24 protein-coding genes are annotated in these 22,950 nt (G+C 72.2%); 9 read left to right on the forward strand and 15 right to left on the reverse strand.

Annotation, left to right across the window (positions count from 1 at the left end; translation table 11 throughout):
* Positions 1–103: 103 nt before the first annotated feature.
* On the forward strand, positions 104–1,021 hold the full coding sequence (locus tag AB0B58_RS01400; protein ID WP_360215560.1) for a polysaccharide deacetylase family protein: 918 nt from the start codon (positions 104–106) through the stop codon (positions 1,019–1,021).
* Here AB0B58_RS01400 and AB0B58_RS01405 read toward each other — a convergent pair.
* On the reverse strand, positions 997–4,452 hold the full coding sequence (locus AB0B58_RS01405) for a BTAD domain-containing putative transcriptional regulator (RefSeq protein ID WP_360215563.1): 3,456 nt from the start codon (positions 4,450–4,452) through the stop codon (positions 997–999). The genes AB0B58_RS01400 and AB0B58_RS01405 overlap by 25 nt on opposite strands.
* A gap of 147 nt (positions 4,453–4,599) precedes the next feature.
* On the opposite strand from AB0B58_RS01405, the gene AB0B58_RS01410 reads away from it, so the two are divergent.
* Complete coding sequence (locus tag AB0B58_RS01410) at positions 4,600–5,493, forward strand: hypothetical protein (protein WP_360215566.1); 894 nt, start codon at positions 4,600–4,602, stop codon at positions 5,491–5,493.
* A gap of 76 nt (positions 5,494–5,569) precedes the next feature.
* Here AB0B58_RS01410 and AB0B58_RS01415 read toward each other — a convergent pair whose 3' ends face one another.
* Entirely contained in the window at positions 5,570–6,142 is a 573-nt protein-coding gene (locus AB0B58_RS01415; RefSeq protein ID WP_360215569.1) for a TetR/AcrR family transcriptional regulator, read from the reverse strand.
* Between the two features lie 9 nt (positions 6,143–6,151).
* A complete protein-coding gene (locus AB0B58_RS01420) occupies positions 6,152–6,601 on the reverse strand; it encodes a hypothetical protein (RefSeq protein ID WP_360216218.1) in 450 nt (149 codons plus the stop codon).
* Between the two features lie 110 nt (positions 6,602–6,711).
* Here AB0B58_RS01420 and AB0B58_RS01425 point away from each other — a divergent pair, with 110 nt between their 5' ends.
* Complete coding sequence (locus AB0B58_RS01425; protein WP_360215572.1) at positions 6,712–8,172, forward strand: LLM class flavin-dependent oxidoreductase; 1,461 nt, start codon at positions 6,712–6,714, stop codon at positions 8,170–8,172.
* Between the two features lie 66 nt (positions 8,173–8,238).
* Positions 8,239–9,372, forward strand: coding sequence for an alkane 1-monooxygenase (locus AB0B58_RS01430; RefSeq protein WP_360215575.1), 1,134 nt, complete (start codon positions 8,239–8,241; stop codon positions 9,370–9,372).
* A gap of 8 nt (positions 9,373–9,380) precedes the next feature.
* On the opposite strand, the gene AB0B58_RS01435 is transcribed toward AB0B58_RS01430, so the two are convergent.
* The 6 genes from AB0B58_RS01435 to AB0B58_RS01460 form a co-directional block, all read right to left on the reverse strand.
* A complete protein-coding gene (locus AB0B58_RS01435; RefSeq protein WP_360215578.1) occupies positions 9,381–10,121 on the reverse strand; it encodes an ATP-binding cassette domain-containing protein in 741 nt (246 codons plus the stop codon).
* Positions 10,118–10,879 carry a cobalt ECF transporter T component CbiQ gene (gene cbiQ / locus AB0B58_RS01440; RefSeq protein ID WP_360215581.1) on the reverse strand — a complete coding sequence of 254 codons (762 nt, stop codon included), beginning with the start codon at positions 10,877–10,879 and terminating at the stop codon, positions 10,118–10,120. The genes AB0B58_RS01435 and cbiQ overlap by 4 nt, the downstream gene beginning before the upstream one ends.
* Positions 10,879–11,226, reverse strand: a complete 348-nt coding sequence (locus AB0B58_RS01445; RefSeq protein WP_360215584.1) for a PDGLE domain-containing protein — start codon at positions 11,224–11,226, stop codon at positions 10,879–10,881. Before AB0B58_RS01445 ends, cbiQ begins: the two co-directional genes overlap by 1 nt.
* A gap of 11 nt (positions 11,227–11,237) precedes the next feature.
* Positions 11,238–11,954, reverse strand: a complete 717-nt coding sequence (locus AB0B58_RS01450; RefSeq protein ID WP_360215587.1) for an energy-coupling factor ABC transporter permease — start codon at positions 11,952–11,954, stop codon at positions 11,238–11,240.
* A gap of 102 nt (positions 11,955–12,056) precedes the next feature.
* Positions 12,057–12,911 (reverse strand): SCO6745 family protein, encoded by an 855-nt coding sequence (locus AB0B58_RS01455; protein WP_360215590.1) that lies wholly within the window; start codon positions 12,909–12,911, stop codon positions 12,057–12,059.
* Positions 12,912–12,933: 22 nt separating this feature from the next.
* The gene (locus AB0B58_RS01460) at positions 12,934–14,010 is read right to left on the reverse strand and encodes a hypothetical protein (protein ID WP_360215593.1); all 1,077 of its coding nucleotides are present in this window, start codon (positions 14,008–14,010) and stop codon (positions 12,934–12,936) included.
* Between the two features lie 125 nt (positions 14,011–14,135).
* Here AB0B58_RS01460 and AB0B58_RS01465 point away from each other — a divergent pair, with 125 nt between their 5' ends.
* The 3 genes from AB0B58_RS01465 to AB0B58_RS01475 all read left to right on the forward strand — a co-directional run bounded on the left by AB0B58_RS01465 (position 14,136) and on the right by AB0B58_RS01475 (position 15,759).
* Positions 14,136–14,744 (forward strand): TetR family transcriptional regulator, encoded by a 609-nt coding sequence (locus AB0B58_RS01465; protein WP_360215596.1) that lies wholly within the window; start codon positions 14,136–14,138, stop codon positions 14,742–14,744.
* A gap of 106 nt (positions 14,745–14,850) precedes the next feature.
* A complete protein-coding gene (locus AB0B58_RS01470) occupies positions 14,851–15,345 on the forward strand; it encodes a hypothetical protein (RefSeq protein ID WP_360215599.1) in 495 nt (164 codons plus the stop codon).
* Positions 15,346–15,468: 123 nt separating this feature from the next.
* Positions 15,469–15,759: a hypothetical protein gene (locus AB0B58_RS01475; RefSeq protein ID WP_360215602.1), complete on the forward strand. Its 291-nt coding sequence runs from the start codon at positions 15,469–15,471 to the stop codon at positions 15,757–15,759.
* Between the two features lie 27 nt (positions 15,760–15,786).
* Here the strand turns inward: AB0B58_RS01475 and smpB are convergent, their stop codons facing one another.
* The 5 genes from smpB to AB0B58_RS01500 all read right to left on the reverse strand — a co-directional run bounded on the left by smpB (position 15,787) and on the right by AB0B58_RS01500 (position 20,613).
* A complete protein-coding gene (smpB, locus tag AB0B58_RS01480; protein WP_360216221.1) occupies positions 15,787–16,284 on the reverse strand; it encodes an SsrA-binding protein SmpB in 498 nt (165 codons plus the stop codon).
* A 64-nt stretch (positions 16,285–16,348) separates the two neighbouring features.
* Positions 16,349–17,521, reverse strand: coding sequence for a sn-glycerol-3-phosphate ABC transporter ATP-binding protein UgpC (gene ugpC / locus AB0B58_RS01485; RefSeq protein WP_360215605.1), 1,173 nt, complete (start codon positions 17,519–17,521; stop codon positions 16,349–16,351).
* A gap of 28 nt (positions 17,522–17,549) precedes the next feature.
* The gene (locus AB0B58_RS01490; RefSeq protein ID WP_360215608.1) at positions 17,550–18,383 is read right to left on the reverse strand and encodes a carbohydrate ABC transporter permease; all 834 of its coding nucleotides are present in this window, start codon (positions 18,381–18,383) and stop codon (positions 17,550–17,552) included.
* 2 nt (positions 18,384–18,385) lie between these two features.
* On the reverse strand, positions 18,386–19,342 hold the full coding sequence (locus tag AB0B58_RS01495) for a sugar ABC transporter permease (RefSeq protein WP_360215611.1): 957 nt from the start codon (positions 19,340–19,342) through the stop codon (positions 18,386–18,388).
* Positions 19,339–20,613 (reverse strand): ABC transporter substrate-binding protein, encoded by a 1,275-nt coding sequence (locus AB0B58_RS01500; protein ID WP_360215615.1) that lies wholly within the window; start codon positions 20,611–20,613, stop codon positions 19,339–19,341. The genes AB0B58_RS01495 and AB0B58_RS01500 overlap by 4 nt, the downstream gene beginning before the upstream one ends.
* Positions 20,614–20,870: 257 nt before the next feature.
* Between AB0B58_RS01500 and AB0B58_RS01505 the strand changes: the two genes are divergently transcribed.
* The gene (locus AB0B58_RS01505; protein WP_360215618.1) at positions 20,871–21,200 is read left to right on the forward strand and encodes a putative quinol monooxygenase; all 330 of its coding nucleotides are present in this window, start codon (positions 20,871–20,873) and stop codon (positions 21,198–21,200) included.
* A gap of 44 nt (positions 21,201–21,244) precedes the next feature.
* On the opposite strand, the gene AB0B58_RS01510 is transcribed toward AB0B58_RS01505, so the two are convergent.
* Entirely contained in the window at positions 21,245–22,339 is a 1,095-nt protein-coding gene (locus tag AB0B58_RS01510; RefSeq protein WP_360215621.1) for a cellulose binding domain-containing protein, read from the reverse strand.
* A gap of 178 nt (positions 22,340–22,517) precedes the next feature.
* Here AB0B58_RS01510 and AB0B58_RS01515 point away from each other — a divergent pair.
* Positions 22,518–22,950: cellulose-binding domain-containing protein (locus AB0B58_RS01515; RefSeq protein ID WP_360215624.1), on the forward strand; the 433-nt coding region annotated here is incomplete at its 3' end.

Genomic DNA, 22,950 nt, shown 5'->3' on the forward strand with positions numbered 1-22,950 from the left:
TCCGCGCCGGGAACCTCCGGACGCGCGGTGACCGTGCCCGCCGCACCGGCGACGGCCGCATCCCGGGCCCCGCGCCGTGGCTCGCCCGTGCCATATTTGCGGCATGTCGATCAAGGGACGGGCTGTCGCGCTCTGTGCGGTGCTGGTGCTGGCTGGGTGCGGCGCCGACGCCACCCGGCCCGATCCGTCGCCGGTGAGCGCTGCCGCAACCCGTTCCGCCGCGGCACCGTCCACCGCGCCGTCGCCCGAGTCGGCGCCCCGCCGGGCGCCTCGGCCCGGGGAACGCCCGCCGGGACCGGTGCCGCCGGTGCTCCAGCACGGGCCCCGCGGGCCGAAAAGGGTGGCGCTGACCTTCGACGCCGACATGACCGATGCCATGATCGCCCGGCTGCGGCGAGGCGAGGTGTCCTCGTACGCGAATCTCACGCTGCTGAGCCTGCTCGAGCGGGGTGAGATACCCGCGACGTTCTTCGTTACCGGGCAGTGGGCGCAGCGGTATCCGCAGGTGATGCGCCGGATCGCCGGGAACCCGCGCTTCGAGTTCGCCAACCACAGCTACGAGCACGCCGCGTTCACGGCCGGTTGCTACACCCTGCCCCCACTGCCGGCGGCGGAGATGACCAGCGACGTCGCCAGGACGTTTCGGACCCTGGAACCGTTCGGCGGCCGGCAGACGCGGTACTTCCGGTTCCCGGGCCTGTGTCACGACCGGGCGGCGCTGCGGGCGCTCGCGCCACTCGGCGTGACCGTGATCGACGGCGACGTGGTCAGCGGTGATCCGTTCGCCCGGAGCGCGGCGCCGGTGGTGCGGGCGGTGCTGTCGCAGGTGCGCCCCGGCTCGATCGTGATCATGCATCTCACCGAGGCGAACGCCCGGTACACCGACGATGCGCTGCCGCCGATCCTCGCCGGCCTGCGCGAACGCGGTCTGCAACCGGTCGCCCTCTCGGAACTGCTGGCCGATCCGGGCGACGTGCACGACCCGCCGTGGCGCGGTCAGGACAGGGAGACGCCGAGGTAGCGGGCGAGCCAACGCGGACGGGCTCCGCACTCCGCGAACGCCCGCCGCGCCTCGGCGATCTCGCAATCGGCGGCGCGGGCCTCGCCCAGCTCGCGGTGGCCGACGCCGGCGAACAGATGGGCCTGCGCGGAGCCGAGCCGGTCGCCGGCCCGTTCGAACAGCCCGGCGGCCCGCAGGGCGAGCCGGGCGGCCGTGGCCGGGTCGGTGCCCAGCAGCGGATGCACCTGCGCGAGCCGGATGAGGCCGGAGCGCCGGTGCAGCCCCTCGACCATCGGCAACCGGCCGGCCCGGTCGGCGTAGCCGGCCGCCTCGCGCTGCCGCCCGGCCGCGGTGGCGGCCGCGCTGAGGTGCTCGAACCAGCTCGGCCGCCAGACCTCGCGGACGGCGGGCAGGTCCGGCCCACCTCCCGCGCGGACCAGGAGCTCCACGCACTCCTGCGGGTTCCCCGCGGCGTAGCGGGCGAACCCGAGGGTGGCCTCGGCCGGCCCGGACCGCCAGTCCGTACCGGGCCGGCCCCCGGCCAGGGCGACCGCCTCCTCCCCGAAGGCCAGTGCCGCGTCGACGTCTCCGGTCCAGACGGTGACCCAGGTCCGGTAGATGAGGATCCGGCCGCGGGTCTCCCGCCCGCCGGTGAGGGTCTCGGACTCCATCGCGGCGTCGAACGCCAGCTCGGCCCGGGTGAGATCCCCGGTGCTGAGATGTGCGACGCCGGTGATCAGCTGGAGCGGGCCGATCAGGTTGCTCTGGCCCGTGCCGCGGGCAACCCCCAGCGCGCGATCGAGGTGGGCGGTGGCGAGTCCGAAGCGCTCCAGATACATCTCGGCCCAGCCGAGGAACAGGGCGGCGTCCAGCCGCCCGGCGAGCTCGGCCGGGGACATCGCGTCCACCAGCCCGGCCGCCTCGTCCAGCCAGGACGCGACCTGGCCGTTCGTGACATCGAACGACTGACACGCCACGGCACCGACGGTCAGCGCGGCGGCGAGCAACGGCCGCTCCCCGGTTCCCCGGGCGACCTCGATCGCCGTGAGTACCTCGTCGAGCCGGACGTCGCCGTGCATCACCGCGGTGAGCGCCACCGCCACCCGCAGGCCGCCCGCGGCGGAGCCGTGCTGATCCGGCAGCGCGGCCAGTTCACCCGTCAGCAGCGCCCGGGCCTGCCCGTGGTTGCCGAGCAGGTGTTCCAGCATGGTGAGGAAGCTGAGCACGGCGACGCGGTGGCCCGTACCCACCGGCACCATCCGGAGCACCTCGACGAGGATGTCCCGGCTCTCCGCGAGGTGCCCGGTGATGCCCAGCGCCTGCGCGCGCAGGTTCAGCAGCTCCAGCCGGCGCCCCGCGGCCGACGGCCGGTGGGGGAGAATCCGTAGCGCCGACCCGAGCCAGTGTGCCGCGGCCGCGGGCGTCGAGTGCATCGCGCCGACGGCGGCCGACCGCAGCAGCTCGATGGCGTCGTGGTCGCCGGGAACGGCGGACAGCTCGATGTGGCGGGCACGCTCGGCCGGCGGCGCGCCCCGGCGCGCGAGCTCGGCCGCGCCCCGCCCGTGCGCGCCGACCCGCCACCCGGGCCTGGCGTGCTGGTACGCGGCGCTGCGCAGCAGCGAATGCCGGAACCAGAACCCGGCCCCGCCGGGGCGGATCAGATCGCGGCTGCTCAACTCGTCCAGCGCGTCGAGCACCACGTCGTCGGGGAGCTCGGCGATGGCCGCGACGAGGTGTGCGTCGAACACGTCCCCGGCGACGGCCGCCGCGTGCGCCACGCGCTGGTGCGTGGGCGCAAGCGCGGCGAACTCCCCGGCCAGCGCGGCGTGCACCCACGTCGGCGCGGAACCGTCGGTACCGGCCGTGAGTCGTCCCGAGGGGCTGCCGCGGGCGAGCAGCTCGAGGTAGAACGGGTTGCCCGCGCTGGCCTGGTACAGCTCCCTCCGGCGATCGTGGGTGAGGCCGGCGGGCAGCAGCGCGGCGGCCTCGTCGAGACTCAACGGCTCGACGTCGACGAGGACGGCGAGGTCCCGGCGTTCCGCCGCGACGATCTCGTGGTGCAGCCGGGCGGAGAGCTGACGCGGCCGGTAGGCCACCGCGAGCAGCACGGGCGCACCGGGCGGATTGCGCAGCAGATGGCCGAGCAGCTCGGCGGATCCCTCGTCGCACCAGTGCAGGTCGTCGAGGACCAGCACCAGGCCGGCCGGCTTCGCAAGGCTCTCCAGCAGCGCCCGTACGGCCCGGTGCAGCAGGTAGCGCTCGGCGGCGAGCAACGGTGCGCCGGGGCCGCCGGGTGCCGTCGGCAGGACGGGAAAGACCGTGGGCAGCAGCCGACGCTCGTCGGCGGTGAGGCCGGCGAGCCGGGACGGGTCCAGCGTCCTCAGGTGATCCTCGAGCGCGTTGCGGAAGACGCCGAACGGGACCTCCCGTTCGAACTCGGCCGCGTGCCCGGCGAGCACCGTCCGCCCGGCGTGCCGCGCGTCATCGGCCAGCTCGGCCAGGAGCCGGCTCTTGCCGATCCCGGGATCCCCGGCCATCCCCAGCAGCCGTACGTCGCCGGCCAGCGCCGCCCGCGCCGTCGCCAGCTCGGCCGCCCGTCCCACCATCGTGGACCGGCGTACGCCGGTCCCGTCCCGGCCGGCGGCCCGGTCCGGCGGCCCGGCGGAGGGTTTCCCGGGCGGCCGCGGCGCCGGCCCGGTGCGGTAGGCCGCGGCGACGTCCTCGTCCGCGAGGATGGCGCGCTCCATCCGCCGCAGCGGCTCGCTCGGCTCGACGCCCAGCTGCTCCACCAGGTGACGGCGCAGCTCGCGATAGGCGCCGAGCGCCTCGGCCGGACGCCCGGCCGCGTACCGGGCGAGCATGAGCTGGGCCCACATCCGCTCCCGCAGCGGGTACGTGCGGACGAGGCCGGTCAGCTCGCCGGCCAGGTCCGCGTGGCGGCCCGCCGCCAGGTCGAGATCGATGCGCTCCTCCAGGGCGGCGGCCAGCCGCTCGTCGAGGCCGACCGCCGCGGCACGGATGCCGGGCAGCGCGACGTCGGCCAGCGCCGGACCCCGCCACAGGGCCAGCCCCTCCCGCAGCAGCGCCGCCGCCTCGGCGCCGGTGCGCTCGCCCGCCGCGGCGACCAGCCGGGCGAAGCGGTCCGCGTCGAGTTCGCCGGGCCCGACCCGCAGCAGGTATCCCGGCGCCCGGGTGAGCAGCGGCTCGCCGCGTGCCGCCGGGTCCGCGGCCCGCAGCACCCGGCGCAGCCGGGCGACGCAGCCGCGCAGCAGCTCCCGGGACGCGTCCGGCGGGTCCAGCGGCCACAGCAGCTCGGTGAGCCGGTCCACCGAGACCACCCGGCCCGCGTTCAGCAGCAGCGCACCGAGCAGCGCGCGCTGTTGCGGCCCGCCGATGGGCAGGGGACGGCCGTCCAGCCGAATCTCCAGCGGCCCGAGAATCCGGTATTCCAAACCGCGCAGCCCCCGGCATCGATCGATGAACTTGAGGGTTTCGATTCTATCCGGGCGCCCGTGCCGGGCCTCCCATCGGATTCCAACGTTCCTCCCACGGGTGCTCGGTACGGTCCCGTCCGTCGACATCCGACAGGGGGAGGAAACTTGCTCGGTATCACAAGGCGACGACGGTTCCCGGCTCTCGCGGCAGGCCTGCTGCTGGTTGCCGCACACCTAGGGGTGCAGGCGATCGGCGCCGCGCCGGCCGCGGCGGCCACCATTCCGCCCGGCAGCATCGTGGTGGTCACCGCCAGTTCGGGCTTCAGCGTGTCGGCCGCCAAGACCGTCACGGCGCAGTGCCCGGCGACCAACCCGCGCGTGCTCGGTGGCGGCTTCACCACCTCCGGCCGGCACATCGAGGTGGTCGAGCGGCGGCCGATGTCGGGTCTGACCGACAGCTTCCGGGCCGTCGCGGTGCAGGACGAGATCGGCACCACCGCGACCTGGCAGCTCATGGCCTATGCCTACTGCTCCAGCGTGGCGCCGGGATGGGAGCTGCTCACCGCCGTCAGCACGACCACCTCGAACGCCTTCAACGCCATCTACCCGTCGTGCCCGAACGGAAAGCTCACGACCGGTGGCGGCGGCCAGATCAACGGCGGCGGGGGACAGGTCAAGCTGCTCACCCAGGGCGTCGGCGGCACCCTGAATCCGCGGGGCTACGGCGTCGCCGGCCTGGAGGACAGCACCGGCTTCTCCGGCAACTGGAGCGTCACCGCGTATCTGATCTGCGTGACCACCGGTGCCTTCGGGGATTTCGCGATGGCGGAGAACCGGACCGCATCCGACACGACGGTCAGCAAGAGCGTCAGCGTCGGCTGCCCGACCGGCAAGCGGGTCGCCGGCAGCGCTGCCTGGACCGATTCACGCGGCACGATCACCGCGATCAGGCCGAACAACACCACCCCGACCATCGTGACCGCGACGGGCCGCGACGAGACGGCGACGCCGGGCACCGGCGGTTGGAGCCTGATAGTCACCGCGTTCTGCGTCTCCTGATCGGGAGGGAACCGGGCGCCGGCCAGAACTGCGGGCGCCCGGTTCCTCGTGGCCGGCGCTGTGATCGGCGTCCGCCTCAGCCGGCGGCGCGGATCGGGCTCCACAGCCGTTGCAGCAGGAGGGTCAGGGTGCCGGCGACGGACTCGTCCGCCGGACGGTTCAGCGCCCACGTGTCGACGGCGCCGATGACCGCGGCCGTCACCGCGGCGATCAGCCCGGGGTCGACGGCCGGGTCGAGCAGGCCGAGCCGCCCGCCGTTGTCGACGAGCCGGTCGATCCACGGATGCGCGCCGGCGTCGTGCGGCGCGGCGGCGAGCACGGCCCGGTCGTCGGGGTGCTCGCGCAGGTGGGCGGCCAGCCGGTCGGCGCCGGCGGCCGTCTGGTCCCACAACGCCGGTGCGCTGTCCACCTCCACCCAGGGGCCGAGCGCGGCGAGGGCACGGCCTGCGGCATCGGCGGTGACCGCGGCGAAGAGGTCGTCCTTGCCGTCGAAGTAGTGGTACGCGCTGGTCTTGGAGATTCTCGCGTCCGCGATGATCCGGTTCAGGGAGGCGCCGTCGCGGCCGTCGCGGGCGAAGTGGGCGCGTGCCGCGGACAGGATCGCGGCGCGGGCGTCCGGTGGCAGCCGGTCGAAACGGGGCAGCGGCATGGCGCGAACCTATCCGAGGGTTCGGTTGAGCCTGGACGTCAGGTACCAGTGTGCGGCCCACACGGGCAGCGCCAGGGACCCGCCGGCGTAGCCGATCGCCCCGGGGAACAGCGACACGATCTGCAGCCCGCACCAGCCGTAGCCGAGCGCCGACCAGCGCCCCACCGCCCGGGCCGGGATCCGGCCGTCGGCGGCCAGGGATCCGGTGACGTTGCGGACGATGAAGAAGTCCTCGGCGAAGTTGAACGGGACGGCGAACATCCACCACACCGAGGCCGGCGCCACGGTCCTGGCATCCGGGCGTACGACGGCCAGGGTGCGCTGCAGTGCCCGGCAGTAGAGCGCGACCAGGCCGAGGAAGACGACCACGACGGTCACGCTTACCGCCGCCGGCCGGCGGGTGAACTCGCCGGCGATACCGCGCGGATCGCGCAGGAGGACGACCACGCCGGCGGTCATCACCAGGCGGACGATGAGTGAACTACTAGTGTGTACCACTAGTACACCCTACCTGCCGGCCTCCATATCGGAGTGGCCGCCGCCGGACATGCGGGTGGATAGAATCGCTGATGCCTCGTATCGGAGTGATGTTCGACCGCGATCACGCCCCCGAAGAGCTGCCGGCATACGCCGTGGCAGCGGAGGGGATCGGCGTCGACGACCTGTGGCTGGTCGAGGATCTGGGGTGGGCCGGGTCGGTCAGTTCCGCCGCGCTCGCTCTCGCCGCCACCTCCCGGATCCGCGTCTGCATCGGCATCGCGCCGGTGCCGCTGCGCAATCCGGCACTGCTCGCCATGGAACTCGCGACGCTGGCCCGCGTGTATCCGGGCCGGGTCGTCGCCGGCCTGGGGCACGGCGTGACGGACTGGATGCGTCAGGTCGGCGAGGAGCGGAAGTCCAAACTCGCACTGCTGGAGGAGAGCATCGTCGCGGTCCGGGGCATGCTGCTCGGCGAGACGGTCACCCTGGACGGCCGCGAGGTTCACCTCGACGGGGTCGGCCTGGTGCACCCGCCGTCGGTGGTGCCACCGATCGTCACCGGCGTCGTCAGGCCGCGCTCGCTGGAGCTGTCCGGACGGGTCGCGGACGGGACGATCCTCGCCGAGGGCAACGGGCCGGAGCAGATCGCCGCCGCGCTCGGGCACATCCGCCGCGGCGGCGCCGGGGCCGCCCACGAGCTGATCACCTTCGTGTACCTGCACGTCAACGACGACCCGGCGAACGCCGCGGAGGTCACCGGCGAGCTGGTGGCCGCTCAGGCGCAGTGGCTCGGAATACCTCAGGGCGAGCTGTTCACCCTGATCGGTCCGGCGCGCGACATCCCGGCCGGGATCCAGGCGCTGACCGACGCCGGGGCCGGAACGATCGTGCTGCGTCCGCTGGGCCCGGACCCGATCGGCCAGACCCGAATCGCCCGGGCGGCCCTCGGTGGGTCGGTGACGCCCGCGGAACCGCCGTCGATGACGGACAGCCGAGCCCGGATACGCGAGGCGCTCGTGGACGCCGCCCGCGAACTGACGGTGATGCGCGGGTGGGAAGACGTGCGCATGGCCGATGTGGCCAAGGCCGCCGGCGTCAGCCGGCAGACGCTGTACAACGAGTTCGACGGCCGGGCCGGCCTGGCCGAGGCTCTGGCCGTACGGGAAATCCGGGTGTTCGTGTCCGGCGTGCACCGCCACCTGGCCGCCCACGGCGCGGAGGCTCGCGCCGCGGCGCACGCGGCGATCCTGTTCGCGCTGGAGGAGGCCGACCGGAACCCGCTGGTGCGCGCCATCCTGACCAGCGGGCGCGGTGGCGCCGACGAGCTGTTGCCCTACCTGACCACGCGCGCCGACATCGTGTTCGACGCCGCCGGCGACGTGATCCGGGAATGGGCCGCCGAGCATCTGCCCGGCGTCGCCCCCGGCACGGTCGACGTCGCCGCGGACGTCGTGGTCAGGCTCACCGTCAGCCACATCGTCCTGCCGACCGGGCCGCGGGCCGACGCGGCCGACGTGCTCGCCGGCGTATTCGTACGCCTGCTCACCTGACGGGCGGGAGATCCACCAACCTCACTTCCCTTGACACGAAGGCTGTTCGTGTAAAGCATGGGCGCCATGGACGTCGCCGCACCCGCCTGGCGTGACACGAAGCGCCCCCTCTGGCCGTTCGCCCTCGTGGTTCCGGCCCTGCCGTTCGCCGCCCTGCTGCTCGCCACCGCGACCGGATCCCCGTGGGCGTGGTGGCTCACGCCGGTGGTCGTCTTCGGCGTCATCCCCGTCCTCGATGTGCTCATCGGCGACGACCGCGCGAACCCGCCGGAAGACGCCGTGCCCGCCCTGCAGGCGTCGCCGTACTACCGGTGGATCACCTATCTGTACCTGCCCGCCCAGTTCGCCGCGCTCGTCGTGGCGTGTGCGGTGTGGACCCGCGGCCCCGGCCCGATCGGCGCGGTGGGTCTCGTGCTGACCGCCGCGCTTGTCAACGGCGTCGCCATCAACACCGCGCACGAGCTGGGCCACAAACGCGAGAGCGTCGAACGCTGGCTGTCCAAGATCGCCCTGGCGCCCACGGGATACGGCCACTTCTTCGTCGAGCACAACCGCGGCCATCACGTACGGGTCGCGACGCCCGAAGACCCCGCCAGCTCCCGGCTCGGCGAGTCGTACTACCGGTTCTGGCCCCGGACCGTGCTGGGCAGCCTGCGCTCGGCGTGGCGGCTGGAAGGCTCACGGCACCGGCTCCGCGGCCGTTCCCCCTGGAGCATCCGCAACGAGATCCTGCATGCCTGGGCCATGACCGTGGCGCTGTTCGCGGTCCTGACCCTCGCCTTCGGCCTCCGCGTGCTGCCGTTCCTGCTCGTGCAGGCCGTGGTCGGCTTCTCCGTCCTCGAGGCGGTCAACTACCTCGAGCACTACGGCCTGAGACGGCAGCGCAACGCCGCTGGCCGCTACGAGAAGGTCGATCCGCGACACAGCTGGAACAGCGACCGGCTGACCACCAACGTCTTCCTCTTCCAGCTGCAGCGGCACAGCGACCACCACGCCAACCCGCTGCGCCGCTACCAGACCCTGCGCAGTTTCGACGTTTCACCCCAGCTGCCGGCGGGCTACGCCACGATGCTGCTGCTCGCGCTGATCCCACCCGTGTGGCGGCGCGTGATGGACCATCGGGTGCTCGGCCACTACGGCGGGGACGTCACCGCGGCCAACGCGGTCCCCGGCTACCGCCCGCCGCGCACCGGCGATTGACCGGAGGGTCAGGGGCGGACCGGGTGGAAGCCGAACGGCAGCTCGAGCCGGTGCGCGCGCAGCAGCTCCTCGTCGGCGAGCAGGTCACCGGTCTTACCGTCGGCCACGATCCGGCCCCCGTCGAGGATCACCGCGCGGGGGCACAGCTGCAGGGCGTACGGCAGGTCGTGCGTCACCATCAGCACCGTCACCGGCAGCCGTTCGAGGATCTCGGCCAGCTCGCGCCGGCTCGCCGGGTCCAGGTTGGACGACGGCTCGTCGAGGACCAGCAGCTCCGGCCGCATCGCCAGCACGGTGGCGACCGCGACGCGGCGGCGCTGCCCGAACGACAGGTGCTGCGGGACCTGGTCGCGGTGCGCGGTCATGTCGACCGCCGCCAGGGCCTCGTCGACGCGGGCGCGCAGCTCCGCGCCGCGCAGCCCGAGGTTGGCCGGACCGAAGGCGACGTCCTCGGCGACGGTCGGCATGAACAACTGGTCGTCGGGGTCCTGGAAGACGATGCCGACGCGGCGGCGGATCTCGGCCAGCCGGGCCCGGTCGGCCGGGTCCACCCGCAGGCCGCCGACCTCGACCGTGCCGGCGCCGCCGTGCAGGATCCCGTTGAGGTGCAGCACCAGGGTGGTCTTGCCGGCGCCGTTCGGGCCGAGCAGCGCGATCCGTTCGCCCTCGGCGACGCTGAGGTCGACGCCGTGCAGCGCCACGCTGCCGTCCGGGTAGGCGAAGGTCAGCCCGGCGATCTCCAGGCTCATCGCAGCACCGCCGCGAGCGCGATGGCCGTCGCCGCGGCCGGCAGGACCGCCGAGGTCGCCCAGTCGGCGGTCGTCGCGCCACCCGCCTCGGGCCGGGGTAGCCGCCCGTCGTAGCCGCGCGAGACCATCGCCAGGTAGACCCGCTCGCCGCGCTCGTACGCCCGCAGGAACAGCGCGCCGATGCCGACCGCGAATGCCTTGACCTGCCACAGGAATCTCGGGTCGTAGCCGCGCGACAGCCGGGCGATCCGCATGCGCCGCGCGTCGTCGGCGAGGATGTCGAGGTAGCGCAGCATGAACGTGGCGATCTGGGTGAAGGCCCGCGGGCAGCGCAGCCGGTCCAGGCCGAGGAGCAGGTCGCGCATCGAGGTGCTCGCGGCCAGCAGCAGCGAGGCGATCACGCCGAGCGTGCCCTTGGCGAAGATGTTCCACGCGCCGTACAGGCCGTCGACCGACAGGGACATGCCGAGCCAGGTGATCCGCTCGCCGTGGCCGGCGAACGGCAGCGTGACGGCGAGGACGACGAACGGCAGCTCGATGGTCGCGCGCCGGGCCAGCCACGGCAGCGGCACCCGGGCCAGCACGGTCACGGCCGCGAGCAGCAGGGCGTAGCCGGCGAACGCGGCGAACTCGGTGCGCGGCGTGGCCACCACCACGATGGTGAACAGCAGGGTGGCGACGATCTTGACCTCGGGCGCGAGCGCGTGCACCGGGCTGCGGTGGTCCAGGTGCAGCGGATGCGCGTGGCCCGCGCCCATCAGGCCTTCCCGGGGGTACGCCGCCGCACGAGCCAGAAGAGGCCGCCGCCGACGCCGAAGGTGATCAGCACGCCGAGGACGCCCGAGAGGCCGGTCGACAGGAACTCGTTGTCGATGCCCTTGATGCCGTAGTCGGCGAGCGGGCCGCCCGCCAGCTGGTGCTCCCGCTCCTGCGAGAGCATGCAGGTGCCGCCGGTGATCTCGCCGTCGGCGCCGAACGTGCAGCCCTGGCGGGCGGTCGCGTCGAGGCCGTCCGGGCTGCCGGAGGCGAAGTTGCTGACGACCCCGGCCAGCAGCAGCGCCACGAGCAGGCCGCCGGCCAGGAACCATCCGAGTCGCTTGCTCACGCCCGACCCCCTCAGACCGTGGCGGGCGTCGCCGCCGCCGTCGTCGTCGCCGCGATGGGCGGCCTGCGGAAGCGCCGCATCGCATAGACCAGATCGGGGCGTACGCGGGCGACGGTCGCCACCGTCGTCGCCGCGATCAGGCCCTCGCCGATGCCGATGAGCAGGTGTGTGCCGGCCATCGTTCCGGCGACCCACGGCAGCGACAGCTCGGTCGTGCCGCCGAGCCAGTACTCGAACACGAAGCCCTGCGAGGCCGCCACCACGCCGATGACCGATGCGATCAGGGCGGTCGCACCGACGCCCGCCGGCGTCTTCGGCAGGACCCGCATCAGGCCGACCACCAGCAGGTAGCCCGCCGCGGTACCGATGATCGCCATGTTGGTGATGTTCAGACCCAGCGCGGTCAGGCCGCCGTCCGCGAAGAGCAGGCACTGGATGATCAGGACGGTCGAGACGCAGAGCGCGCCGACCCACGGTCCGACCAGGACGACGGCCAGGGTGCCGCCGAGCAGGTGGCCGGAGATGCCGGGCAGGACCTGGAAGTTGAGCATCTGCACGGCGAAGATGAACGCCGCGACGAGCCCGGCCATCGGCGCGAGCCGGTCGTCGAGGTCGGCGCGGGCCCGCCAGACGCAGAAGGCCAGGGCGAGAGCGGCGAAGACGGCGAAGATCGCCGAGACCGTGCCGTTCACGATCCCGTTGGCGACGTGCATTGCCTGAACCTGCATGGAACCCTCCCCGGGCCGGCACGGTCGGTACGGACCAGCATATGGGGGCTCAGTAGTAGTTGCAAAGTCTTGGCAACAACCTAACCGAGGCTGGGATGTGGATCACTTCCGGGGCGCCGCCGCCGCGAGGAACCCGGCCTTGACCAATGTCCTGCTCAGCGGCCGGGCCAGTTCCGCGAGCCGGGCGCAGCGGTGCGCGCCGAGCGCCTGGTACGCCGGCACGGCCAGCCGGTCGGTCTCGGCCTCGATCCGGGCGCGCAGTTCCCGGCCCTCCGCGCTGAGTTCCTCCCCGTCGAGCAGGCCGCGCTCGCGCAGCACCGCGGCCTGCGCCGCCCACTGCTCCCGGCTCCAGCCGCGGCTGGACCGCAGGAACCCGCCGTCGGCCTGGCCGGAGGCGGTGTGCAGGATCATCGACTGCAGGCCGCTGACGCCGGCGACCAGCAGCGCCGCCATGTGCCCGTCCCCGCGGAACTCGCGCAGCACCGTCACGGCGTGCCAGAGCACCAGGTGCGGCCGGTCCGGCCAGTCGAGTGCGGCGTGCGCGGCGAACAACGGCCGGCCCGCGGCGTACGCGGTGGCGGACTCGGCCGCGAGCCGGGCCAGGTCCGCCGCCTCGGCCACCTCCGGGCTCTTGATCGCGTCGCCCAGGCCGCGGGTCAGCGCGGCGTCGGCCGCGTCCAGCCGGGCCGCGAGGGCGGCCGCGGGCGTGGTGAGCTGCCAGACCGCCGGCAGGGCGCGGGCCACCAGGTCCGGGTTGAAGTTGTAGAAGGTGGCGACGACCGGCCCGGGCCCGACCGGGCCGAAGGCCCCGCCCCGGGAGGCGAAGTAGCCGGCCGTGGCCGGGATGCCGAGCGCGTCGAACCGCTCCCGCGCCTCGGGGGCGAAATAGATCATGCCGTGCAGCGGCTCGGCGAGCCGCCAGGCCTCGCGCGCCAGGGCGGGGGTTACCTCGGTCATGCGGTCATCCTGTCATTACCCGTTAGTAGGGTGCGACCGTGAGCGCCGACATGCCGCCCGCCGCGTCCACGTCGACGCGGTCGACGGCGTCGCCCCAGGCCGCCGGCGTGAAGGTCCGCCCGGCCGCGACCCCGGCGTGCAGCCGCCCGTCCACCGTCACCTGACTGGCGCCGGCGCCGACCCGGACCCGCACCGGGACCCCGCCGGCGGTCCGCACGTCGAAGAGGCTGACCCCGCCGCTCATCCGTACGCCGAGCGTCCCGTCCGGCCGGGGCAGCGTCAGGTTGATCCGGCTCGCGCCGCCGGCCAGGTCGACGCCGCCGACCCGCCCCGCGCTGAGGTCGATGGTGCTCAGGTCGGCGCCGCCGGCCACGCGCAGGTCCCAGAGCACGGCCGAGTTCAGGGCGATGTCGACCGACTGGGCGTCGCCGTCGAGGCGCAGCCGGATGCGGCCGTCCCGGTCCTCGGCGCGCGGCCGCACGTCGCCGGTCTCCGGCGTGCTGATCCGGTAGAGGACGTCGCCGAGGTCCGCGGCCCGCACGGTGACCTGCCGGGCCCCGTCGACGACCTCGAAGCCGGCGGTGGTGCGCCCATGAAGCGCGGCGGTGGCGACGTGCCCGGCCGCGGCGGCGACGGGCGGGCTCCAGTCGCCGGGGCCGGCGGCCGGGGCGCCGCCGTCGCGGCCCAGTACGAAGACCGCCGTGCCGGTCAGCAGGAGGGCGCCGGCGGCGATCCCCGCCCCGATCAGCCAGCGGCGCCCCGGCTCCGCCGGGCGCACGGCCGCCGGCGCCTCCGGCTCCGCCGGCGCCTCCGGCTCGTCCGCGACCTCCGGCTCCGCCGGCGCCTCCGGCTCGTCCGCGACCTCCGGATCCGCCGCCGTGGCCACCGGGGCCGGCCGGCTCGGCCTGGCCGGCTCCGGGACCCGTCGCGCGGGCCTGCTCAGCGCCAGGGAGAGCGCGGCCTGCGCCATCCTCGGGGTGAAGGTGGGCGGGTCCGCCGCGACGACCGGCAGCTCGATCGTCGGCTCGTCCTCCGGCAGGGGAGTGCCGGGAGCGGGCCAGTCGGGCGGTGGCGACTGGTCGCCGGGGATTCCGTGCATGGTGTACCTCCATGTCGGGTGCCACCGACCGGTACGCAGCGCGGCCGCCCGCGGATCGGCTCAACCTTAAAACTTGCGTGGCCCGCATCTTTGCTGATCGCGCAATTACCGCTACGGTTGGGGACGTGGGACTCCGCGAGCGCAAGAAGGCCGAGACGCGCAGCGCGCTCAGCTGGGCCGCGATCCGCCTCACCGTCGAGCGTGGCTTCGACAACGTCAGGGTGCAGGACATCGCGGACGCCGCCGGTGTCTCGCCCCGCACGTTCAACAACTACTTCTCCGGCAAGGGCGAGGCCATCGCGTCCCGCCACCTCAACCGGCTCCAGCGCGCCGCCGACGGGTTGCTGGCGCGGCCCGAGGGCGAGCCGCTCTGGGAGTCGATCACCCACGTCGCGCTGAGCCAGTTCGAGCCCGGCCCCGAATTGGTGGCACACCCGGTCGCCGACCGCGGTGCCTGGGCCGCCGGCCTGCGGACCATGCTGGCCGAGCCCGCCCTGCAGGGCGAGCTGCTGCGCGCCGGGGTGCGCGCCGAGGCGGAGTTCGCGGCCGCGGTGGCCCGGCGGACCGGCACCGATCTCGAGAAGGACCTCTACCCGCACCTGGTGGCCGCCGCCGTGACGGCGGCGAACAACGTCGCACAGGCCCACTTCCTGCGCAGCGGCGGCACGGTCTCCATGGAGGCCCTGCTCACGGAGGCGCTCGGCCGCATCGCCGCGGGCCTGCCCGCGCCCTAGCCCCTCCGCGACACCGGCAGCCCGGCGGTGCCGGGCCGCCCCCGCTTCATGTTCTGCGCGTCAGGTCGCCGGACCGGTTGTCACAGGGTGCGGCTAATCTGCCGCAATGGACGACCTGGCGGCCTGGCTGGCGCGACTGACCTTCGCGGGCCTCACGCAGGACGAGGTGACCGCCCGGATCATCGACGCGGTGGCGGCCTGGGGCGACGCGCAGGGCTGGCGGGTCTACCGCCGGGCGCCCAGCGTCGTGACCCTGCCACCGCCGATGGACAAGCAGCACTCGGTGCTCGACGTCGCGCTGGCCCGCCCGGGCGCTCCGCCGGTCGTGGTCGAGGTCGACCACACCGACCGCAAGCGCACGATCGGCAAGCTGTGTGCCGAGGCCGAGGCGGGCCGGGTGGCCGTCTGGGTCCGCTGGGGCCCGGGCCGGTTCACCGAGCCGCCCGCCCCGATCCGCATGATCCCGCTTCCGGTGACGCGCAGCCGCGGCCGCTACGCCCGCAGCACCGAACCGGAGCGCCCCGCGCCGGCCCACTCGCCGAAGGTGGCCGCGGCGGTCGAGGTGACCGAGCTGCCGCTGCCGGATCAGGACGCCACCTGAACCGCCGCGATCCGATTGTGACCAGCGCCGGAGCGGCGTAGCGTCCAGGGCAGAGCCCGTGACCGGAAGGTGGCCGACATGCGCTCGTCAACAACGGGTCCCGTACACCTGCTTCCGGGTCCGATGACCCTCACACCGCCCATCCCGGGCGTGCACCGCCCCCTGTTCCCTCGGGGCAAGCTGGTGCGATGCCAGGCCGAGGGCTGCTCGTGGCGCAACTTCCAGCACGACCTGACGCCGGAGAACACGTGCCGCCGGCATCCCGGCCGGACCGACTTCGTGCCGGACGGCACGAAGCTGCGGGTGCGCTGCTTCCACGACGGCTGTCTGCAGAACTCCGTGGAGGTCACCTACTGGCGCACCATGCACCATGCGGAGAACTTCCAGTGCCCGACGCACCTCGCACAGGGCTGAGCACGCGGTCCTGATCTTCCCGGCGGTTCAGCCCCTGGTACGGCCCTTCAGGTGCCGGCCCATGGCCCGGGCGATCTCGCGGTTGGCGTCGCGTTCGGCGAGCGCCTGGCGCTTGTCGTACTCGCGCTTGCCCCGGGCGAGCGCCAGCTCCACCTTCGCCCAGCCGTCGTTGAAGTACAGCGACAGCGGCACCAGGGTGTTGCCGGGCTCGCGCAGCTTGTCGAGGATCCGGGCGATCTCCAGCTTGTGCAGCAGCAGCTTGCGGGTCCGCCGCGGTGCGTGGTTGGTCCACGACCCGAAGCCGTACTCCGCGATGTGCAGGTTGTAGAGCATCAACTCGCCCTCGTGCTCCTGCGCGAACGCGTCCACGATCGAGGCGTAGCCCGCGCGCAGCGACTTCACCTCGGTGCCGGCGAGCACCAGGCCGGCCTCGTACGTCTTCAGGACCGCGTAGTCGTGCCGCGCCTTCTTGTTGGACGCGATGACCTTGCGCCCGGTCTCCCTGGCCGTGACCGCCCCCTCGATGTCGCCGGACCCTCACCTGCCGCTCATCTTCGCAAACGAGGGGGCCTGCCGGCCGTGCGGCCGCTCAGTCGGCCGCCGCGATCAGGTTCTTGCCGGTCGCCACGTCGAACAGCTGGATCTTCGAGGTGTCGTACCAGATGCGTGCCGTGCGGCCGCGCCGGACGTCCGCCGCGGCGTCCAGGCGGGCCGTCACGTCGACCCCTCCGCTGTGCAGGTCGTTGCCGGTGTCCTTGGCCAGGTCGTCGAGGTCCTTGGAGTGCGCACCCTCGCCCTTGATCGTGAAGTAGGCGTAGACGTCCGACCCCATCGCCTCCACGATGTCGACCGGTGCGTCGAACGTCGCGCCCGGCTTGTCCCCGACCAGGGCGGCGTCCTCGAAGTGCTCCGGCCGGATGCCGACGATGACCTCGCGTTCTCCCGTCGCGCCGTTCAGCGCCTGGCGCACCTTGTCCGGCAGCGTCGCCTCGCCCAGGGCGGTCACCACGGTGTCCCCGCGGAGCCTGCCGGGGAAGAAGTTCATCGCCGGGCTGCCGATGAAGCCCGCCACGAACAGGTTGGCCGGGCGCGCGTACAGGTGGGCCGGCGCGCCCACCTGCTGCACGATGCCGCCGCGCATGACCACGACGCGGTCGCCCAGGGTCATCGCCTCGGTCTGGTCGTGGGTCACGTAGAGGGTCGTCGTGCCGAGGTTCTTCTGGATCCGGGCGATCTGGGTGCGCATCTGGACCCGCAGCTTGGCGTCGAGGTTCGACAGCGGCTCGTCCATCAGGAACGCCTTCGGCGACCGGACGATGGCCCGGCCCATCGCCACCCGCTGGCGTTGCCCGCCGGACAGATTGGCGGGCTTGCGGTCCAGGTGCTGGCTCAGCTCCAGCATCTCCGCCGCCTGCGCGACCTTCTTCTTGATCGTCTCCTTGTCCATGCCGGCGAGCCGGAGCGGGAAGCCCATGTTGTCGCCGACGGTCATGTGCGGGTAGAGCGCATAGGACTGGAACACCATGGCGATGTCCCGGTCCTTCGGCGCCTTGTCGTTCACCACCTGGCCGTCGATGATCAGCTTGCCGGCGGTGATGTCCTCCAGCCCCGCCACCATGTTCAGCGTGGTCGACTTCCCGCACCCGGACGGGCCGACCAGGATGATGAACTCGCCGTCGGCGATCTCGAGATTGAAGTCGTCCACCGCCAGGGCGCCGTCGGGATAACGCTTGACCACGTGCTCCAGGACGATCTCGGCCATGTCAGCTCCTCCGTTTCGGTGGTAGGGGTCAGCCCTTGACGGCGCCCGAGGTCAGCCCCGCGACGATCCGCCGCTGGAACACCAGCACGAAGATCACGATGGGGATGGTGATGACCACGGCGGCGGCCGCGATCGGTCCGGTCGGCTTCTCGAACGTGGTGGCGCCGGTGAAGTAGCTCATCGCCGCCGGTACGGTGCGCGCGTTCGAGGTCGAGGTGAGCGAGAGGGCGAACAGGAAGTCGTTCCAGCAGGAGATGAAGACCAGGATGGCCGTGGTGAAGATGCCGGGCATGGCCAGCGGGGTGATGACCCGGCGGAAGGCCTGGTACGGCGTCGCCCCGTCCATTTTCGCGGCCTTCTCCAGGTCCCAGGGGATCTCCCGGAAGAACGCCGACAGCGTGTAGATCGCGAGGGGGAGCGCGAAGGCGATGTACGGGATGATCAGGCCGGCCCACGTGTCGAACAGCCCGATCGAGGTCTCGATCTTGAACAGCGGCGTGACAAGCGCGATCTGCGGGAACATCGAGACGAGCAGCGCCGCCGCCACGATCAGCATCTTGCCCGGGAACTGGAGCCGGGCGATGGCGTACGCGGCCATCGTCCCGAACACGATGGCGATCGCGGTGGCGATGATGCAGATGCCGATCGAGTTGAACAGCGCCCTGAGGAAGTCGGGATTGCTGAAGATCGCGGAGTAGCTGTCGTCGCTCGGCGAACTGGGGAAGTACTTCCCGTCGTTGAGCGTCGCGTCGTCCTTCAGCGACAGCGACACGATCCAGATCACCGGGACGAACGCGTACAGCAGGACGATCGCGTTGACGCCCCACCACATCAGCTTGCGGTTGGTGGTCTCGGGCTGCATGACTACCGCCTCCCCTCGGCGTCGGATCCGGGCGCGGCCGCCCCGAAGAGCTTGATGAACAGGAAGGCGATGATCCCGGTGGTGATGAAGATCAGCACGGACATCGCCGACCCGATGCCGAGGTTCAGCCCTCGGATCAGGTTGCTGTAGGCCACCATCGACACCGAGCTGGTCTTGTTCGACCCGCTCGTGAGGATGAAGATGTTGTCGAACACCCGGAACGCGTCGAGGGTGCGGAACAACAGCGCCACCAGGATGGCCGGCTTGATCAGCGGCACGGTCACCAGCCAGAACCGCTTCCACGCGTTCGCGCCGTCCATCGAGGCGGCCTTGAGCAGATCCTCGGGCACCAGGGCCAGGCCGGCCATCAGGAGCAGGGCCATGAACGGAACCGTCTTCCAGACCTCGGCCACGATGATGATCCCGAGCGACGGCCAGAATTCGGTCAGCGGCGCCGAATCACCGCTTGCGAGCCAGCCGATGCCCTGGGTCCAGGCGAAGCGCCAGGAGAAGGCCGCGACCACGGTCACGATCGCGTACGGCACCAGCGCCGAGGTGCGCACGAGCCCGCGCCCCACGATCGTGCGGTGCATGACGATCGCCAGCAGCATCCCCAGCGCCAGTTCGAGGGTCGCGCCGACCACCGTGATCAACATGGTGACGCCGAAGGCGGTCCACCAGATCGGGCTGGAGAGCACGGTGACGTAGTTGTCGAACCAGATGAACTCGTTGGCGTCCGGGCGGCGCAGGTCCGCCTTGTTCAGCGACAGCCAGAAGGCGTAGAGGATCGGGTAGGCGGCCACCGCGGCCATGATCGTCACGGCCGGCGCGACCAGCATCAGACCCAGCTTGCGCTCGGCTCTCTTGGCATCGGTGTGGCGCCGGCGGGCGATCTCGAGGGTGCCGTCGTCGGACTGGTCCTCGGCCGCCACGGCGGCCGAGGTCGGGGTGATGGTCATGGCACGATCCCCTTGCCGTCGATCGCGTCCTGGATGGAGTCGCGCAGCTTGTCGGCCGCCTCCTGCGGTTTGATGCTCTGCGGTGGTGAGAGCGTGGTCGACACGAGCGTCGAGATGTTCTGGTACACCGGCGAGACCGGCCGTGGCACGGCGGCCTCCAGCTCGGTCATCATGACGTCGGCCATCGGGTACGCCTCCTTGAACTCCGGCAGCTCGAAGACGGTGGCCAGGGCCGGGACGTCACCGGCGTCGAGGGCGGCGCTGAGCGCGTTCTTGGAGTTGCGCAGGCACATCGCGGCCTCGAAGGACTCCTCCGGATGCTTGCTGTAGGTGCTGATGGCGTAGTTCATCCCGCCCAGCGTCACCTTCGGCGGGCCGCCGTCCACCGACGGGTAGGGCGCGTAGCCGAGGTCGTCTACGAGCCCCGGGTTCGCCTCGCGCATGGAGCTCAGCACGTAGGGCCAGTTGAGCGAGAAGGCGGATCGTCCGGCCTGCAGGTCCGCGAAGACCTCGGGCTCCTGGGCGTTCGACAGCGACGCGCTGGTGACACCGGAGGTGGAGAGCTTGTGCAGGAGGGTGAGCGCCTGCACGGTCTTGTCGTCGATGGTCGGCGCCGAGCTGTCCTCGTTGACCAGCGTGCCGCCGTACGCGGTGATCAGGTTGTTGACGTTCACCACGTATCCCTCGTACTGGGCGGCGGTGAAGCCGATCTCGTAGGGCTTGCCCTGCGCCTTGAGCTGCTGGGCCATCGAGATCATCTCGTCGATCGTCTTGGGCGGGGTCGGCACCAGCGACTTCCGGTACCACAGGAGCTGGACGTTGGTCGTGCGCGGTACGCCGTAGAGCTTGTCCTTCCACGTGGCCGTGTCGATCGGCGGCTGGAGGGTGTCCTTGATCGCCTGTGCCTTCTGCTCCCCGGTCAGCTCCCGGATCCACTTGGCCTCGGCGAACTCGGCGGTCCAGGTCACGTCCATGCCGAGCAGGTCCATGCCGTCGTCCTTGGCGGCGAGCCGGCGCACGAACTGGTCGCGCTGACCGTCGGCGTCGCTGGGCAGCAGGTTGCCGACGATGGTGTACCGGCCGGCGGCCTGTCGGTTGCAGTCGTCAATGATCTTGTCGAAGCCGAGCCCGCTCGCCCCGCCGTAGAGGTTGACCACCGTGCCCTCGGGGGCGTTGGAGCAGGCGGCGCCCGAGGTCAGCAGCGCCAGGACGCCGATCATGGAGGCCCAGCGCGACGGTCGCCGGAGTACGGTCGGTCGTTGAATCATCATCGATCCTCCGTTCGGGCACACTGCTGGCACTTTGTGGCCCAGCTCACAGCCCTGACGTCGACATTGCCAGATAACCCGGACCTCCGCGACCGCTGGAGCGCCTGATTCTGCGGTGATCGATTTACCGACCGGTAATGAGGCGGTCGTGAAATCGTGACAGGACGGACGTTCGCCGGCGGTCGCGCGGGTGCCCACACTGCGTCGATTTAGCAAGATGGTGGGTGGGCACGCATCCAGTCGCACGAGAGGACGCACCGATGATCTTCATTACCGCGAAGTTCCTGATCAAGGCCGAGGACGCCGACCGCTGGCCGCAGATCGCGAACGCCTTCACGACCGCGACCCGCGCCGAGCCGGGCTGCCTGTGGTTCGACTGGTCCCGCAGCATCGACAACCCGGACGAGTACGTCCTGGTGGAGGCGTTCCGCGACGGCGCGGCGGGCGCGGCGCACGTCGGATCGGCGCACTTCAAGCAGGCACAGCAGGACCTGCCCGCGCACCTGGCGGCGACTCCGAAGATCATCAGCCAGATGATCGAGCAGGACGACTGGTCGGAGCTCGGCGAGATGGCGGTGCCGGGCAGCTGACGCGCCGCGGCCCCGGACCTGACACAGGTCCGGGGCCGCCGCGGTCAGGAGACGGCCGCGCTCAGGGCCGGGTACCAGCGGTTGGCGATCTTCTGATTGCCGCTGTCGTTCGGGTGTACGCCGTCCGGGGTGTCCGTCGCCGTGTCGAAGCCGGTCCACTGGTCGACGACGGTGACCTGGGAGGCCGCCGTGCCCGTCGCCGCGGCCCAGGCCGGGATCGCCGCGTTGAAGGCGATCACCCGCTGGCCGCACTCCGCGCAGTTGCTCGGGTTCATCGGCAGGATCTGGGCCACCAGGATCTTCATCGCCGGGTTCGAGGCGCGCATCTGGCCGACCAGCTTCGTGAACGCCGCCAGGATCGTGGCGGGGGAACGGTTGTTCCACACGTCGTTGGTGCCGAAGTGCATCATCACCACGTCCGGGTCGGTGGCCGCGAGCCAGCCGGGCAGCTGGTTCTGGTCGGCGACGTTGGTGGCCAGGAAGCCGCCGTGGCCCTCGTTCTCGCCGTCGTAGGTGAAGCCGCAGCCCTGCGCCGGCAGCGTGCCGACGAAGTCCACCCGGGTCTGCCCGGCCTGCTGCAGACGCCGCCAGAGCAGCGCCCGCCAGCACCCTGGCGAGCCGGTGATCGAGTCGCCCAGCGCCATCACGCGGACCGTCCCGCCGGGCGGCGGTGTCGTCGGCGGCGTGGTGGGTGGCGTGGTCGGCGGCGTCGTCGGTGTGGTGGTCGGGGGAGTGGTGACGCCGCCGGTGCAGGTCACGCCGTTGAGGGCGAAGGACGACGGCACGCCGTTCGTGCCGGTCCAGGCGCCGTTGAAGCCGAACGACGTGGTCGCACCCGTGGCGATGGCGGAGTTGTAGCCGGCGTCTCGCACCGACACCGCCGCACCGGACTGGCTGACCGCGCCGTTCCACAGCTGGGTGACCGTCTGGCCGGACGGGAACGAGAAGGCCAGCGTCCAGCCGGCGACCGGGTCGCCGAGGTTGGTGATCGCGACCGACGCGCCGAAACCGCCCGGCCACTGGCTGGTGACGGTGTAGGCGACGCGGCAGCCGGCCGCGGCGGCCGCGGGCGCGGCGAGCAGGCCGGTTCCGATGAGCGCGGCCGCGGCCGCGCAGGCGAGCAGTTTTCTGGGGGACATCACTTCACCTCAGGTACTGAACCGCGAAAGGGGAGTGACCGCATCATTGCATGGGAGCGCTCCCATAGATAGTCGATGCATTCACCAACGTTAATTTCTGGGGGTTGACGAAACTATTTCGCGGCGCCACGCTTGGGAGCGCTCCCAGATTGATACGTATCACTGTGAGAGGATCTCCATGGCGACCATCGGAAAGATCGTCGGCGTCGGTGTCGTGGCTCTCGGCGCCGCGCTGCTGACGGTCGTGGAGGCCCGGGCGGCCGCCGGCTGCCGGGTCGCCTACGCGGTCACCAACACGTGGCAGGGCGGCTTCGGCGCCTCCGTCGAGATCACCAATCTCGGCGATCCGGTGAACGGCTGGACGCTGGGCTGGACCTTCGCCTCGGGCCAGACGGTGACCCAGCTGTGGAACGGGGTCGTCACCCAGTCCGGCTCCTCGGTGAGCGTCAGGGACGCCGGCTACAACGCCGCGCTCGGCACGAACGCGTCCACGTCGTTCGGGTTCAACGGCGCGACCACCGGTACCAACACCGATCCCACGGCGTTCACCCTGAACGGGGTGGCCTGCACCGGCGCCACCACCCCGACCTCCTCGCCGCCTACGACCCCAC

Origin of the sequence: Actinoplanes sp. NPDC049118 (genome assembly GCF_040648555.1) — a bacterium.
In the GTDB taxonomy this organism is placed as follows: Bacteria; Actinomycetota; Actinomycetes; order Mycobacteriales; family Micromonosporaceae; genus Actinoplanes.